The organism is Rhodocytophaga rosea (assembly GCF_010119975.1).
GTDB classification, from domain to species: Bacteria; Bacteroidota; Bacteroidia; order Cytophagales; family 172606-1; genus Rhodocytophaga; species Rhodocytophaga rosea.
Window position 1 is genome coordinate 2,115,019 of sequence record NZ_CP048222.1, and the last position, 16,935, is coordinate 2,131,953.

A 16,935-nucleotide genomic window follows, 5' to 3' on the forward strand; every position below is an offset into this window, starting at 1 on the left:
TAAACTGGTAACCAAAAGAACTCATCCATAGGAAACTATTGGTGAGTTCAATATTTATTTGTCCACCAATCTATTGATATGATGCTACGCTCCTTTCTGTTACTCACGCTGGGTTTCGTATGTGTGATGGCTTTACTCTCCTTTACGCCTCCAATTGCCGATCTTTCTACAGTTAAAACAGAGGCAGGCCTGGTATCCGGCACCAAAAACGCAGCCGGTGATATACAGATTTTCAGAGGAATCCCTTTTGCTGCTCCGCCCCTGGAAGAGTTACGCTGGAAAGCACCACAGCCGGTAAAATCCTGGACCGGTGTAAAAAAGTGTGAAACCTTTGGTCCCAGTCCGATGCAGGGAGAGCCTAAACCGTTTAGTATGTGGTCAGAAGAGTTTCTCATACCCAAAGAGCCTATCAGCGAAGATTGCTTGTATCTGAATGTGTGGACTGGAGCCAAATCAGCTACAGAAAAACGTCCGGTGCTGGTGTGGATTTATGGAGGCGGTTTTTCAAGCGGTGGAACGGCCGTGCCTATTTATGACGGAGAGGCACTGGCTAAAAAAGGAGTGGTATTCGTTAGTATTAATTACCGAGTAGGCATATTCGGCTTTTTCGCTCATCCAGAACTGACTAAAGGATCCGTAAAGAATGCTTCCGGAAACTACGGATTGATGGATCAGATTGCTGGGTTACAGTGGGTACAAAAAAATATTGCTGCCTTCGGAGGCGATCCTAAAAATGTCACCATTGCCGGACAGTCTGCTGGCTCGATGAGTGTAAATGCGCTGGTTGCTTCGCCTCTGGCTAAGAATCTTTTCCAGAAAGCCATTGCCCAAAGTGGGGCTAATTTTTCGAGAGGCAGTGCAAGCCTGCAACAAGCAGAAGCTGAAGGTGAGAAAATTGCAAAAGCCCTGAATGTGGCTTCGCTTTCCGAACTCAGAAATAAGCCTGCAGAAGAATTGATGAAACAAGCACAGGGATTACGGGGACCCATTATTGATGGATATGTATTGCCGGAAACCATTGCCAGCATCTTTGCGGCAGGCAAACAAAATAAAGTCGCTCTACTTACCGGCTGGAATGAAAACGAAGGATTAATGTTTGGCCCAATGAAAAATGCTGCTGATTTCCGCAAGAATGCTGAAGAACAGTATGGAACCCAGGCAAGTACTTTCCTCCAGTTGTATCCGGCTACCAGCGACTCTGTTGCGGCTGCATCACAGTTGAATTTGTCCAGAGACATGATTTTTGGGGTACAGAATTATACCTGGGCCAATGTGCAAAACAAACAGGGTAATGCAAATGTGTATGTATACCGTTTCACCAGAAAAGTACCGGCAACCGGCGAGTATGTAAAATATGGCGCTTTCCATACCGGTGAAGTTCCCTATGCCTATGATAATCTTAAATTTGTAAACCGTCCCTGGCAACCGGTAGATCATGAACTGGCCAGAGTGATGTCGTCGTACTGGGTGAATTTTATCACTTCTGGTAATCCCAACGGCAAAGGTTTGCCTAATTGGCCAGCTTATACGGTTCAAGGAAAACAGATTATGCTGTTGGGCGACAAACCAGTGGCGGCTCCTCTACCAGATGCTGCCAACTTAGATTTCATTCAAGCGAGTATGAATAAATAGTAGTGCGGCAAGGAAAGTAATAGTACAATTATCGTGAAGTTTTCAATTATTAAGTACTGTGATTTACTTACGCCGTCCTTACTTTCTTTGTCATTGCTACAAAGAAAGTAAGCAAAGAAAGATCTAGAAAAAACAATGCTTCCCCGCTCAAGGCCTACGCATTGCCCGCTGTTTTTTCAGGCCATCACGCATGGAATTTTTGTTTGATTTTTTATTAAACAACAATATATACCCTTAATTATAACTATAGGCAAAGAAAGAGTGCGGCTGATGGTGCAGCAACAGTGTGGCCGGTTTTGGCCTGTGCGATGGCCGGAGGTTTGAGCGATGATTTTATCTGGTGTAAAACAGGCTTTGTTGGTGCGGCCACAACTGAGTTGGTTCTCTTCGCATTCACATGCTCGAGAATCTTTTGTTACTTTTATTTTGGGCAAGCAAAATAAAAGTAAGACGGCGTAAGAGATGATGTCGCCAAATTTAATTCACAAATATAACTTGCTGAATCTTCGAATTCACATTAAAATTTAATATCTACACAATTCCATATAAGCAACCTCATTTCTATGTATATTCAATTTGTTTAGACTTCTACACTACCTATGAAAACCACAACCTTAAACCGGAGAGATTTTTTAAAACAAACAGGCATAGGAATAGCCGGACTCAGTCTGGTTACCTGGTTTCCGGGCGCTTACGCCCATGACCTGAAAAAAACCAGTGGACTTGCCCGGAGTATACCAGAGTTACAAGGACTTTCTTCTGCGCAAATTCTATCATTTATTGAAGCGGTAGAAAAAGCCAATCTGGGATTACATAGCCTGATGATTGTGCGGCATGGCAAAGTGATTGCCGAAGGCTGGTGGGACCCTTACCGAGCCGATCTTAAACATACGCTATTTTCTCTGAGCAAAAGCTTTACCTCCACAGCCATTGGCTTTGCCGTAGCAGAAGGAAAGTTAACAGTAGAAGACAAAGTAGTCTCATTTTTTCCGGAAGAAAAACCAGAAACCGTGAGTGAAAACCTGGCTGCCATGCGCATTAAAGATTTGCTCACCATGTCTACTGGCCATGAGAAAGATACATTGGGTCCTTTGCTGGGCGAAACGCAGTGTTGCTGGGTAAAACGTTTTCTTTCGCTGCCAGTAGAACGCAAACCGGGTACCCACTTTTTATATAACACTGGCGCCACTTATATGCTGTCGGCCATCCTGCAGAAAGTGACCAACACGCATTTATTAGACTACCTGATACCCCGATTATTTAAACCGCTAGGCATACAGGGTGCTGACTGGGAGAAAGACCCGGATGGAATCGATACCGGAGGGTTTGGGCTTCGCCTTGCCACAGAAGATATTGCCAAATTTGGCCAGTTATATCTGCAAAAAGGCATCTGGAATGGCAAACAACTATTACCGGCAACATGGATTGAGGAGGCTACTTCTTTCCAGGTAGATAATGCGCCACCTACCGGAAAAACCACCGAGCACGACTGGAACCAGGGATATGGATACCAGTTCTGGCGGTGCCGGCACAATGCTTACCGGGGTGACGGAGCTATGGGCCAGTACTGCATTGTAATGCAAGAGCAGGACGCGGTAATTGCCATCACCAGTGAGACACATGACATGCAGGCTGTTATGGACAAGGTTTGGGAGATTCTATTGCCCAACATGAAGAATACAGCGCTTCCGCAGGATAGCAAGGCATATGATATTCTCAAACAAAAACTGGCCTCTCTTACTTTACTCCCGGCAAGCACGAATACCACTTCCCCACTCATTGCGGCTATTTCCGGAAAAAGATACAAGATGAAAGAAAATACGCTTCATACGGATGCGGTTTCATTCACCTTTCAAAAGAATAACTGCACGTTCAAATTAAAAGATGCACAGGGAGAACATACGATTGTATGTGGCTTGAATCAGTGGATAAAGGCAGAAACTATGATGCCTGGCGATCCGCCAAAACTGGTGCCCTTAAAAAATAAAATGGATACGAGCAAAGTGAAAGTGGCTGCCGTAGGTTCCTGGATAGATGCCGATACGTTCATGATGACCTGGAACTTTTACGAAACACCTCATTCAGATGTAGTTACTTGCCATTTCAGCAACGATACGTTGCGGATGGAGTTTATCAATAGTGTAGATTCTAAAGCCAGAAATAAAAAAGAACCCAGACTCATACTGGAAGGACAGATGGAAGCAATGAAAGGTTAAAGGTTTTCCCATTCAATTATAGAATTCATACATAGCACTGATCATTTTTTGTAGAAGATATATTCCCATAATCTAAGTTGATATGCTTGCTTTTCTGGGTCTTTTGACCATTGTTCTGCTGTTAATTCTGGTGATGGGGAAATTTATGTCACCTGTAGTGGCTTTAATTGTCGTTCCTATCGCAACAGCACTCATGGGAGGCTTTACAGCGGAGATTCTGACGTTTATTACAGACGGCATAAAAACGATCTCCACTACAGCCGTTATGTTCATCTTTGCTATCTTGTTTTTTGGGGTATTGATGGATGCCGGCACCTTCAATCCCATTATTTCCAGGCTCTTAAAAATAGCAGGCAATGATCCTACCAGAATTACAGTAGTTACGGCCATCCTCGCTATGATTGTACACCTGGATGGATCTGGCGCTGTTACCTTCCTGGTAACCATACCTGCGTTGCTTCCTTTGTATGATGCGCTCAGCATGAGACGAACGACGCTGGCTACTATTGTGGCACTGTCGGCAGGAACGATGAATATTTTGCCCTGGGGCGGACCTACCATCCGGGCGGCAACAGCTTTGGAGGTTCAGGTTACACAACTGTTCAACCCTTTACTGGTACCAGTTTTTGTTGGTCTGCTTACGGTTCTGGGTATTTCTTATTTTTTAGGGGTAAAAGAAAGAAAATATGTAAAGGTGCCGGAAGGGAATAGTTCAGAAACCTCAATTAAGGCAGCATCAAAACTTAATACTTTAGTGCGTCCTAAATTATTGTGGTTTAATATAGGGGTGATTATATTATCAATTGCCGTACTGATCTCTGCTGTGGCTCCGCCGCATATTATTTTCATGATCGCCTTTGCTATTGCTATCAGTGTAAATTATCCGAATCTGAACGACCAGCGGGAACGGATAGATGCACATGCGAAAGCAGCCTTGTTGATGGCAAGTATATTATTCGCTGCTGGTTGTTTCACGGGCATCCTGAAAGGTTCTGGGATGATTGATGCCATGGCCACTTCTGCTGTAAAAGTCATCCCTGAAGTTGTAGGGAATCACCTTGCCTTGGTTACAGGTTTACTTTCGATGCCGGCCAGTCTGCTGTTCGACCCGGATTCTTTTTATTTTGGGGTCTTGCCATTGTTAGGCACTACGGCTGCTCATTTTGGAGGTGAAAGTATAGAAGTAGGCCGGGCAGCTATTATTGGTCAAATGACCACTGGTTTTCCGGTAAGTCCTCTCACTGGCTCTACCTTTCTGCTGATCGGGCTTACCGGCGTAGATTTGGGAGAACATCAGCGCAAAACCATTCCTTACGCTTTTGTTGTTACCATGGTGATGCTATTTTTCTCGCTTTTGCTGGGCGTTATTCGTTTTTGACCTATGAAAGATAAACTCAGAATCGGGTGCGGCGCAGGTTTTTCGGGCGATAGATTAGAACCTGCCATTATTCTTGCCGAAAAGGGAGATCTGGATTATCTGGTGCTGGAATGTCTGGCAGAACGGACGATTGCCCTGGCGCAAAAACGGAAATTACAAGATATAAGTAAGGGTTATGATCCTTTGCTGGAACGCAGGATAGAATCCTTATTACTCATTCTTAAACGAAATAATGTTAGGTTAATCACGAATATGGGAGCGGCCAATCCGATAGTAGCTGCCCAGGTTATTTGCCAGATTGCCAGTCGTTTGGGTATTTCTGTACGTGTGGCTGCGATTACCGGCGATGATGTATTTTCGCAACTGACCGGAGAAGAAACCGCTTTGGAAACAGGCAAACCACTCAAAGCATCTGGCTCGTTAATTTCAGCGAATGCCTATTTGGGAATTGATGCCTTGGTGCCAGCCTTGTCTACAGATGCAGATATAATTATTACTGGCCGGGTGGCCGATCCATCTTTATTTGTCGCTCCTTTGGTACATGAGTTTGGATGGTCTCAACAGGATTATGAAAAGCTTGGGCAAGGAACGGTAATTGGGCATTTACTTGAATGTGCCGGACAGTTAACCGGTGGCTATTTTGCTGATCCCAGTAAAAAAGATGTTCCGGATTTTGCTCAGTTAGGTCATCCGATTGCAGAAGTTTCCCCGGATGGAACAGCAATTTTTAGCAAAGTAGCAGGAACTGGTGGTTTACTTACGACCGCTACTGCCAAAGAACAATTATTATATGAAGTAATGGACCCTGGCCAGTATATCACGCCAGATGTTGTAGCTGATTTTACAGGCGTATATATCCAGGGAGCAGGTGTTAACCAGATCAAAGCATGGGGTGGAAGTGGCAAACAGCAACCATCTACCTTAAAAGTAAGTGTAGGCTATGCAGCAGGTTTTGTGGGAGAAGGCGAAATTTCTTATGCCGGTTCCAATGCCCTAGGCCGGGCACAGTTAGCCGGTGAAGTGATTAAACAAAGGCTCAAAGATTCATTTCCTGACTTACGGATAGATTATATCGGGAGCACTTCCGTTCACCGGAAAACATTTGGCGAACATTTGGCACCCTATGAAGTTCGTTTACGGGTGGCCGGAAAGGCAAGTACAGCAGCACAGGCTGCACTCATCGGTGAGGAAGTAGAAGCGTTGTATACAAACGGCCCAGCCGGTGGTGGAGGTGCCAGAAAATATATTAATGAAGTAGTGGGAATAGTTTCTACCCTGATTGCCCGTGAGAAAGTTCATCCCACTGTTACCTTACTGCACACATGAAAACGAAATTGTACGAGATTGCCCACAGCCGGGCAGGCGATAAAGGCAATACACTCACCTTGTCGCTTATCCCATATCAGGCGGAAGATTATCCACTGCTGCAACAAAAAGTTACAACTGAGGCTGTGAAAAGACACTTACAGGATATAGTAGCCGGAGAAGTGACCAGATATGAACTACCGAATCTACCTGCGCTGCATTTTGTTTGTACACAAGCCCTGATGGGAGGTGTTACCACTTCGTTAACTATGGACACCCACGGAAAAAGTTTGAGTTTTGCCCTGTTAGAAATGGAAATCGAAAGATAACAGCGATAATATGATGTTTCTACACCGAAAATCTGGACAGATTTTCTCTCAACCTATTAGATCTCTACATAGTTATTAATTTACCGGCTACTGCTTTTTTGTGTACTGGCGGCTTTTTGTGGAGCTGTTTTTACGACAACCGGATCAGCAATTCCATTCAGGTCGTATACTACTTTACCTGACCGGATGGTCATTTCACACTCGAACTTCTTTTTACCTTCTATTTTATAGCCGGTCTTGTCAAAAAATCCAAAAGTTCCCTCCCGTATATTCAAAATTGTTACATCTGCCACCGTTCCTACTGACAGATGACCTAGTTCTTCCCGTTTGATGACTTGTGCCGGATTCCAGGTACTGGCTTTAATTACACTGGCTTCGTCCATTCCCATCACCAGAAACTTAGACATAATAGTGAGCATGTCTTTCATAGAGCCATTCATGCTGCCGGTATGCAGGTCGGTACTGATTGTATTGGGATAAAAGCCGCTTTTTACGGCTGGTATGGCCTGGCTAAAATTGAAACTGGTTCCTCCATATCCCACATCGAAAATAATTCCCCGTTTCTGCGCTTCCCACACAAAGGGTTTTACTTTTTTGCTTGCCTCATCTACAATCGGTTCCCGGGCATTGCTTTCAAACTGGGCAAAAGCATGGGTGTATATATCTCCAGGACGGAGGCGCTTCATGAATAACTCTTCAATAGACAAGGGAGGATTGCTACTGCCAAAATCAATGATGACCGGCATATCAGCAAGTTTGCCAGCTTCTACGGCACGGTCTACCGGTGTCCATTCGGGGCCTTCAAAGTGAGCCACTTTAAAACCAACCACATACTCTTTATTCTGCTTAGCCACCATTGCCGCCATTTTTGCATTCATGTCATCGGTATCCTGCTCGTACACCCCTCCTATCATCCCTTCGCCCACAACGTTTAAAAAGGAAAGTACCCTGGTTTGAGAATGGTCGATGATATTATTCTTAAATGTGGCAAAATTTTTCCATCCGGCTCCTCCGCAATCTACAATGGTGGTTACGCCTACCCGGAATGTAAAGCCATCCGGCGAAACAGCCGACAATCCATTACTCAGATAATGATTAGATTCGGTGCCAAAAAAAACGTGTCCATGAATATCAATCAAGCCCGGAGTTACATACATTCCTTTCGCATTCACCACCTGAACTGCCTGTCTGGCATCTATATTTTTGGCTACCTGCACTATTTTCCCATCACTAATGGCTACGTCCATCAGGCCATTGATATTATTTTTAGGATCAATCACATGCCCGTCTTTAATAACAAGGGTATAGGTTTGTGCCTGAGCAGGCCATGAAAAAAAAGTATAAAAAAAGCAAGCAGTACCGATCTTTGCATAAGATATTTGATAAAATTTAAACTAAGGATAAAATCCAGCCATATAACACTCTTTATAAGCGCTTCTCTCAGCAGCCATTTATGCACACGAAGCCAATTTTGGGCTTTTCTTGTTTGGTCTTTCACATACAAACCCTAAGATTGACATAATTCATTGGTTTGTCAAGACCAACCCATCTAATATATCATTTTAGTCTTTCCAGTTTTTCCGGCAGAGGTACTTTCTTATACTATTGATCAGAGGCAGAAAACAGGATTATGTTATTAAAAATCCGAACATACCATTCTGTGAATACTCATTTGTAAATGGGCAAGCACAATACTGCCACTACAATTTCCTGTTAACGATAATCTAACTAATACTTTATCGCAGAAAAAATAGAATTAATCTTGGAATTTTGAATATTACCCATAAATTGTGCATTTGTTATGTTACCGTTAATCTGTTTTGTTTATCCACTTAAACCCTTTTAACTATTTGAATAAAATTCAACGCACACATCTATAGAATTTCAGTCTCTTTTTAGAAACCACATTGGTTTGCCCCTGCATCATCAGTTAACTGATTTTCATTAAGAAACCTATATTTTTGAACTTAAAATAGGAATATTCTAATAAATTCTAATAAAATACCAGCTTTTATATTTTTCAGTGACAAATTAAAAAGTAACAGCAAAGCCTTTAAGATAAATATGGATTTAAAAGGAAAGGAGGTATTTTATCAAATAATTTTATTTTAATGAACAGCCGATTAGCTCAGTGAAAAACATTAAATGCTCATTAACCTAAATTGGAAAAATTTAATACGTGAGATGTAACAAATTACCAAATAGTAAAAAAACAACTATGAAAAAATGTATATATAATTTTACCATATTCATACTCTTTCTCTGCTGCAGCCACCTTGCTTTGGCACAGCAAACGATTACAGGAAAGGTAGTCGACAATACTCAGCAAGCATTACCCGGTGTAAACGTAATCGTTAAAGGCACTACCAGAGGTACAGCTACTGGTGTAAACGGAGATTATTCTATTAGTGCTTCCAGTGGCGAAATACTGGTATTCAGCTATTTAGGGTTTGCCAATACAGAAGTACCAGTAGGCAACCAGTCGGTAGTGAATGTAACCCTGGAAGCAGAAGCCCGCCAATTGAGCGAAGTCGTGGTTACTGCCCTGGGTGTGGAAAGAGAAACAAAAGCGTTAGGGTATACCATCACCGAAGTAGCAGGTGCTAACCTTACCCAGGCGCGTGAAAATAACCTGGCCAATGCCCTGGCAGGAAGAGTAGCCGGGGTGAATGTAAGTGGAGTAGCTTCTGGCCCTGCTGGTTCGTCTCGTGTCGTAATCAGGGGAAATAAATCGCTACAAGGGCAAAACCAACCACTCTATGTAATAGATGGTATTCCGATGGATAACTCTAATTTTGGACAAGCCGGTGTTTGGGGCGGTTCCGATAAAGGCGATGGGATGGCCAGTATCAACCCGGATGATATCGAGTCTATTACTGTATTAAAAGGTGCAAGTGCAGCAGCCTTATACGGAGCCAGAGCTGCGAACGGAGTTATCAACATCACTACTAAAAAAGGCACTGCCAGAAAGGGAATTGGCGTTGAATTTAATTCTAACTATGTATTTGAACGCATAAATAACCAGACTGATTTACAGGAAGAATTTGGCAGCGGCTCTTACCAGCGTTCTATTCCCAATGATAATACTTCGCCGTTTATTGCAGTAAAGCCTACTACCGTCCGGCAAGCCTATGACTGGGGAGGTGACTCCTGGGGTCCCAGATTTGATGGAAGCCCTGTGATGGGTTTTGACGGGGTGACAAGGCCTTATTCTCATACCGGCAACAACTGGAATAGATTTTACGAAACCGGCACCACCTGGACCAATACATTAGCTTTAACCGGAGGTGGTGAAAATCAAACTTTCCGCTTTGCCGTTTCCGATTTACGAAGCAAAGCAGTAGTACCGAATTCTGGGTTTGACAGGTTTAACGTGTCTCTGGCTACCAATGGAAAATTTGGCAAAAAGCTTACCTTTAGTGCAAAGGTATTATACTCACACGAAAAAGCAGATAACCGCCCCTCCCTGTCCGACTCACCCAATAATGCTTTTCAGTCGATCTACCGGATGCCAGGAGATCATAATGTACTGGATTACAAAGGTGACCCAAATAAGCTAGGCGCTATTCCTGCCGGAACAGAACAAGCGCTATTGGATGTATATGGTAAAATTCCCGGTGAAGAATATCAGCAGATTAATAATAACTGGAACCAGAATCCTTACTGGGCAGCTTATCAATATTCAGTAGATGATGAGAGAGACCGGATTATCCCTTCAGCACAAGTAAGATATAATATTACCGACTTTCTGTATGTTTCCGGAAGGGCTGGTATGGACTGGTTCACCAGAAGAGACCAGCAGATTACTCCACAAGGCACAGGACACACACGGGGAGGTGCTATGAATGAAGGAGAAGACCGGGTACGGGAAATTAACCTGGAAACTTCCCTGGGATTTAACAAAACCTTTGGTAAATTTTCTGTGAATGGTTTTGTTGGTGCTAACCGGATGCGCAGAAAAACAGAGCGGCTTAACCTGAACGGAAATGCATTTAACGTACCTTTCTTTGAGGCCATCAACAATTCGGTAACCCGTACTTTTGATTTTGGTTATACAGAATCTGGCATCAACTCAATATTTGGTTCTGCTGAAATTGGGTATGGCGGGTTTGTATACATAACTGCAACCGCCAGAAAAGACTGGTTCTCTGTATTAAATCCGGATATTAACGACATTACTTATCCTTCTATCGGTGGTAGCTTTGTGTTTACCGAAGCCTTTAATACAATGCCCGCCTGGTTGAGTTTTGGTAAGGTAAGAGCTAGCTGGGCGCAGGTAGGTGCAGCTAATTCAGTTGCTCCTTATCAAACCCAGAATACCTATTCCCTTTTAGGAGCTACCCACCTGGGCGTACCTATGGGCTCTTTTTCAACCGCAGGGGGTAATAACGGAACTATTCCTAACCGAAATTTAATTCCTTATACCTCCACTGAAGTTGAGTTTGGTGCAGATCTACGGTTCCTGGAAGACAGAATAGGCCTTGAGGTTACGTACTATAGTCAAAAGACTACAGATGACATTCTGAATGCCACTATTTCCAGGGCTTCCGGTTTTGGTTCTACTTTAGTGAACGTGGGTGAGCTGACAAATAAAGGTGTTGAAATATTAATAAATGCTACTCCAGTAAAAGGTGCTTTTTCCTGGGATGTATCGCTGAACTTCGCCAAAAACGTGAATAAAGTAGTTAAATTAATTGAAGGAAACAAGGAGTTAATTGTAGAAGAACCCAGAACCAGAACTGTGTTTGTAAAACACATTGTAGGCCAGCCTTTTGGTGTGATCACTGGTATCGTACAACAATTATCTCCGGATGGCCAGCCAGTATTCGAAGCAAACGGCGCACCCATCGGAGTACCGGCTGATAAAATGCAGGTACTAGGAAATGGTTTACCAGATTGGACTGGTGGTATCAATAACTCATTTACCTTTAAGAATTTCCACCTCGATTTCCTGGTAGACTTTAAATTAGGAGGGGAGATCTATTCTGGTACCAACGTACGCTTAACTCAATTCGGACTTCATAAACAGACACTTCAAGGACGTGAAGGGTATGAGCCTATCACTGTAAATGGTGTTATCCAGACTGGTACTGACGCTAACAGAAATCCGATTTATGAGCCGTTTAGCAAAACACTTACGCCACAAGAAGCAAGAAATTACTGGGCTCAAACCGGAGAAAGAAGGCAAGATCTTTTTACCTATGATGCTTCATTTGCAAAACTGCGACAGCTTACTTTTGGGTATACTTTCCCCAATAGTATGCTAAATAAAACACCTTTCTCAAATCTGCGCTTATCTTTCGTAGCACGTAACCTGGCTATACTCTGGAAAAATACAGACAATATCGATCCGGAGTCAAGTTATTCAAGCGGCAACGGACAGGGTCTGGATTATTTTGCTATGCCTCGTACCCGTAGCTTTGGATTTAACTTAGGAGTAGGATTTTAATTAATTAAACAATAATGAACCCAATGCAGCCTATAAATAGTACCGCAAGATACAATGTAGGCTTCATGAAGTCATTAAAAAATCATATACTGATGAGATATATAAATAAACTTGTTTTGTGTGCACTGGTGCTGGTGATCCCGATAGCCGGATGCGATACAGATGATCTGCATAAATTAAATATTAATCCGCAGGCAGTTAATCAAATTGATCTGAATTACCTTTTCTCCGCAGCTGAATTAGGGATTGCCTCTAATGGATCAGCCGGAGATAACCGCTATATTGACTGGCGTACTAACATAGGTATGGCCTCCTATGCTATACAGCAACTGGCTGTTGCAGGTGGCGGGATAGCACCAGGTGATAAGTATCAGGAAAACTTTGAAACTGCGGCTGCACCCTTCGAATTCACCTACAATGACCAGTTAAAAAATATTGCAGAGATTTTGAAGCAGACCAGCACTGGTGGATATGCGGAAGGTAAGTATGTGAATATGAGAAATGCCGCCCGTATTATACGAGCTTTCAGTTTTCACAGAATAACAGATTTCTATGGGGCTATTCCTTATACTGAAGCCAATAAAGGAATGGAAGGAATTTTCTTTCCGAAATATGATAAGCAATCTGCTGTTTACGCCGACCTGTTGAAAGAACTGGATGAAGCTTCCGCAGCGTTAAGTGCCTCTAATCCGGATGAAGGTTTTAAAAAAGCTGATTTTATTTATGGCGGAGATATTGCCAAATGGAAAAAATGGGGATATTCTTTGATGCTCCGGCTGGCTATGCGGGTTTCCAATGTAGACCAGGCTATGGCTACCCAATATGTAACCAAAGCGGCTGCCGGTGGGGTATTTACCAGCAATGAAGATAACGTATGGGTTAAGATGGGAGTAGGGCCAAGTGAATGGATCAATCAAAATGGTATTTCCCGTGCATTCAATCCCGGGGATGGAGGCCAGCCTTCATATCTGAGTAAAACTCTGGTAGATTTCCTGAAAGGCACAGATCCTGCTACAGCCGCCGATGATGATCCCAGATTAATGGTTCTTAGTGGGGGAATTGGTATCTGGACGGCTACTACCTGGACTCCTACAAATACGGATCCGGTAGCTCAGCGAGGTTTACCTAATGGATTTGATCAGGGAATGCTTGATGGACTAGAAGGAAAAGCTGTAGACCAGGCGGCAACTTTTTCGAGAATTAATACCTTAATGTTGCAGGATGACGATCCTTATATAATCATGAATCATGCGGAAGTAGAGTTCCTGATGGCTGAAGCCCTGGAAAGAGGTATAGGTACCGGAATTTCAGGCACTGCCGCAGATCATTACAGTGCTGGCGTAAAATCTGCCATGCAAATGTATACGCCTTTTGATGCTTCTCTTACTGTATCTGATGCTCAGGTTGCTAACTATCTGACCACCTATCCATATGGTGTAGCTAAACCGGCTTTAGAAATGGTATATGATCAATTGTGGGTAAGCAAATTCTTTAACTGGTGGGAAGCCTGGTCTGACTGGAGAAGAACCGGCTATCCTGTATTAACGCCTACCAATTATCCTGGTAATATAACTGGAGGCACCATACCTGTACGGCTTAAGTACCCTGCTACTGAGGCAGCAAGTAATCCGAATTTTTCTGCAGGTGCTACCCAACCTGACCTGTATACCACTAAAGTATGGTGGGATGGCGGAACGGAATAAGTAGTTTTTTCACTATAAACAAAAAATCCTTGAAGTAATTCAAGGATTTTTTGTTTATCCTGGTCATCTAAACTAAAATAAACCCTGATTAAGTATCTAAAAATAGATATCGTTTTAACCAACAACCAATACGTATTACTTAAGTTCAATGGTTCTTTCTTCTACATTAATCACTCCCTCAGCCTTGGTTTCTTTAGTTTCCAGGCTGTAAATAATCCAGCCGCTTCCTGCATGAATTTGCGAAGTTGTCCAGGTTTCATTGGTTAATAAGGGAAATTTATCTTTGGCAGGCATTGGTTTCCCTGCAGGAGCTACCGTCTTCAAATACGCATACGTAGCATCGGTAAGTTGCTGCGAATCTACTTGCTGATACATTCTGATTAAAGCAATATCATTTTCCTGGTCAATTTCATCCAGGCTTACAGTTAATTCAGTATCGAAGGGTTTTCCGCCAAAATTATTCATCAGTTGCATTTTTCCGGTTAGCTTTTCGCCAAGGGTATATTTGGCACCATGAAATGTATAGAATTGCTGGGCATCTTTTATGGCATTGGCCTCTATCGACTCTTTGCTCATGTACATATTCATTACCTGGGTAATAATCTGCTGCCCATTCGGAAAGCCTTTTAATTCTTTTTCCAGGAGTTTCCCTGTTTTTTGCATATACTCCCGAACTTCTTTCCAGTTAACTACCTCCTGTATGGTGCCCATTTCGTTTGTTTTAAGAATAACCGTGATGTCCTGGGCAAGAGCGCCAATCTTTTTTACAAGCTGGTTATCTGACTGGATTTTATAGTTTTTATATGCCCATTCAACCGTATAGCCTTTTTCTGTAGAATCGGTAATAGTAATATCCACCTGGTATCTGATCATTTCCCTGGCTGAAGTATCTGTATTGATCACTTTGTATTTTTCATGGGTAAAATCGTAGGATTGTTTTTCTTTGTTTTGCCAGTAGCCTATGATCTGGGCGGTTGAATCTGCGGGATTAATCTGGCCGTACATGTTCAAGGACATACACAGTATGCCTGTCAGGGTAAAAAGTTTGTACATACTTAACTGTTAGTTTTTTGTAAAGTGAATAAAATCAGAATATACGTTCTTAAGAGGTTACTATTTTTAAAAGTGGCAGGGATGCCAATGTATCGGTTTTGGGAAGTCAGGCGAATATACATGGTTATTGCTTGCAAAAAAATCGAATTGCAGGAAAAACATATACTTCTCTCATGTAGGAAAATGAGTTGACCAGAAATACAGTAGATACCATAATTATTTCTGTACGATCTGATCTGCTACCGGAAATATGCCATCCCCTCTGGAACCCATATAGGCCCCCATAGCGGCTCCTTCCTCATTTTCACTGGCGTATCAATCCGTTTCATCCGCATACCCAGAAAAGAGAGCAAATCGGAATGGCTAAAATACTGGCAATGTACAATATCCAGGTAGCCATCGCCATCTATATCGCCCAGCCAGGGGGTAGAGAATATATTTTTAAATCCTTTCGTCTGGTCGATGGGACTTACGGATTGTTTGTTAAAATCAATTGCCAGCAGCTTATTTTCTACCGTAAACGAAGATTTATCAATTAAATTCCGGTTACAATCGTATTCATTAATACTGATGATGGCCTCGTCCCGTCCGTCGTTATTCAGGTCGTATACCACGGGCGAAGAAAATCCGGAACAACCCAGGTTATTCTGATAAGCAATGTGTCCATCTTTGCCATCCAGTAAAATCTGTAAGGTGCCGGTATTTGCCGGCCAAACGCCTTTGCTCACGAAAGTAAAAAAATCAGGCACTTTGTCGTTCGTGAAATAACCCACCGCAAAACTATTACTCGATTCAGTACCAGGAATATTCCGTTGCCACAATAGTTTATGATTCCGGCCATTAATGGCAAACGCCGTACTGCCATGCGAAATAGCCACAATATCGTAAAAGCCATCGCCTGAAATATCGGCCAGTACAGGCGGGGCAACAAATCCATGCCCTTTTTCAGTGGCGAGTATGGTAGCGGCTGACAATTTTCTTTGCATCAGGTCGGAAAGTCTGGCCATATACAAGCTTCCGGAGATAGTTTCTCCCCCAGTACCAAAAATAATATGATACTCCTGGCTGCCAGGCTGGGCAAAACACATAGGAGACATATACGATTCCTTCCCATCGGGCATGGTATCAGCGGCAAGCACCAGTCCGGTTTTTGAGTCGAGCACCATCAGTACGCCGGGAAAACGGTTTTCTTCAGAATTAGGCTCGGCTTTGGCATTACCTCCATTCAGGGTGAGCAGTTCAGGAAATCCATCTTTATTCTGATCGGGTACCAGTGCCAGGTTGTAAAAATTATAGCGGGCATACTGTAATATAGAATCATTCTCAAACTGATATTTGTATTCCCATAACACTTTTCCGGTTTTTCCATCCAGGGCTTTCAAATGCGGAGAACGTCCACCAATAAAAACATCCTGTACACCATCGCCTGAAATATCGTAAAATGTGGCCGTTCCATATACCTGATCGGACGCAGTTTGTTGCCATAATATATCGCCTGTTTTTCCATTCAGGGCAATAATACCCTGCTCACTTTCCTGGAACTCATTTTTTCCGGCACCTATCACCATATCCAACACCCCATCGTCATTCAAATCTGCTGCCCTCGGTGAGGATTGGGAGCCAATGATGAAAAAGTTTTTATCCCATACCAGCTGGCTTTTTTTACCGGTACATTGCAGACAGCCTAGCAAAACCATAATACAAGCCGGAAACAACATAACTCTATACCTGAACATAGACTCTCAACCTATTGATTATTTCAATAATAGCAAATACCAGCCTCAATACATAAACTGTTGTTTTAAAATTTATTAAACATTCCTTGCTATCTTTGAAGTTTTGCATTTTGGAAGTAATACAGGTATATTTG

Annotated in this window: 10 protein-coding genes; 7 read left to right on the plus strand and 3 right to left on the minus strand. The window is 42.8% G+C overall.

Features of this window, described 5'->3' with window-relative positions:
* Positions 1–78: 78 nt before the first annotated feature.
* The 5 genes from GXP67_RS08890 (at position 79) to GXP67_RS08910 (ending at position 6,860) form a co-directional block, all read left to right on the plus strand.
* Entirely contained in the window at positions 79–1,632 is a 1,554-nt protein-coding gene (locus GXP67_RS08890; RefSeq protein WP_394351964.1) for a carboxylesterase/lipase family protein, read from the plus strand.
* Positions 1,633–2,231: 599 nt separating this feature from the next.
* Entirely contained in the window at positions 2,232–3,848 is a 1,617-nt protein-coding gene (locus tag GXP67_RS08895; RefSeq protein ID WP_162442819.1) for a serine hydrolase domain-containing protein, read from the plus strand.
* 82 nt (positions 3,849–3,930) lie between these two features.
* On the plus strand, positions 3,931–5,226 hold the full coding sequence (locus tag GXP67_RS08900; protein ID WP_162442820.1) for a CitMHS family transporter: 1,296 nt from the start codon (positions 3,931–3,933) through the stop codon (positions 5,224–5,226).
* A 3-nt stretch (positions 5,227–5,229) separates the two neighbouring features.
* Positions 5,230–6,552: an acyclic terpene utilization AtuA family protein gene (locus GXP67_RS08905; RefSeq protein WP_162442821.1), complete on the plus strand. Its 1,323-nt coding sequence runs from the start codon at positions 5,230–5,232 to the stop codon at positions 6,550–6,552.
* Positions 6,549–6,860 carry an AtuA-related protein gene (locus GXP67_RS08910; protein ID WP_162442822.1) on the plus strand — a complete coding sequence of 104 codons (312 nt, stop codon included), beginning with the start codon at positions 6,549–6,551 and terminating at the stop codon, positions 6,858–6,860. Before GXP67_RS08905 ends, GXP67_RS08910 begins: the two co-directional genes overlap by 4 nt.
* 80 nt (positions 6,861–6,940) lie before the next feature.
* On the opposite strand, the gene GXP67_RS08915 is transcribed toward GXP67_RS08910, so the two are convergent.
* Entirely contained in the window at positions 6,941–8,140 is a 1,200-nt protein-coding gene (locus GXP67_RS08915; protein ID WP_317170124.1) for an amidohydrolase/deacetylase family metallohydrolase, read from the minus strand.
* Between the two features lie 938 nt (positions 8,141–9,078).
* On the opposite strand from GXP67_RS08915, the gene GXP67_RS08920 reads away from it, so the two are divergent.
* Both GXP67_RS08920 and GXP67_RS08925 read left to right on the plus strand, forming a co-directional pair.
* Complete coding sequence (locus GXP67_RS08920; RefSeq protein ID WP_162442823.1) at positions 9,079–12,309, plus strand: SusC/RagA family TonB-linked outer membrane protein; 3,231 nt, start codon at positions 9,079–9,081, stop codon at positions 12,307–12,309.
* 92 nt (positions 12,310–12,401) lie between these two features.
* Positions 12,402–14,012 carry a SusD/RagB family nutrient-binding outer membrane lipoprotein gene (locus tag GXP67_RS08925; protein WP_162442824.1) on the plus strand — a complete coding sequence of 537 codons (1,611 nt, stop codon included), beginning with the start codon at positions 12,402–12,404 and terminating at the stop codon, positions 14,010–14,012.
* A 135-nt stretch (positions 14,013–14,147) separates the two neighbouring features.
* Here the strand turns inward: GXP67_RS08925 and GXP67_RS08930 are convergent, their stop codons facing one another.
* On the minus strand, positions 14,148–15,065 hold the full coding sequence (locus GXP67_RS08930; RefSeq protein ID WP_162442825.1) for a hypothetical protein: 918 nt from the start codon (positions 15,063–15,065) through the stop codon (positions 14,148–14,150).
* 239 nt (positions 15,066–15,304) lie between these two features.
* Positions 15,305–16,801 (minus strand): outer membrane protein assembly factor BamB family protein, encoded by a 1,497-nt coding sequence (locus GXP67_RS08935; RefSeq protein WP_232065053.1) that lies wholly within the window; start codon positions 16,799–16,801, stop codon positions 15,305–15,307.
* Positions 16,802–16,935: the final 134 nt, after the last annotated feature.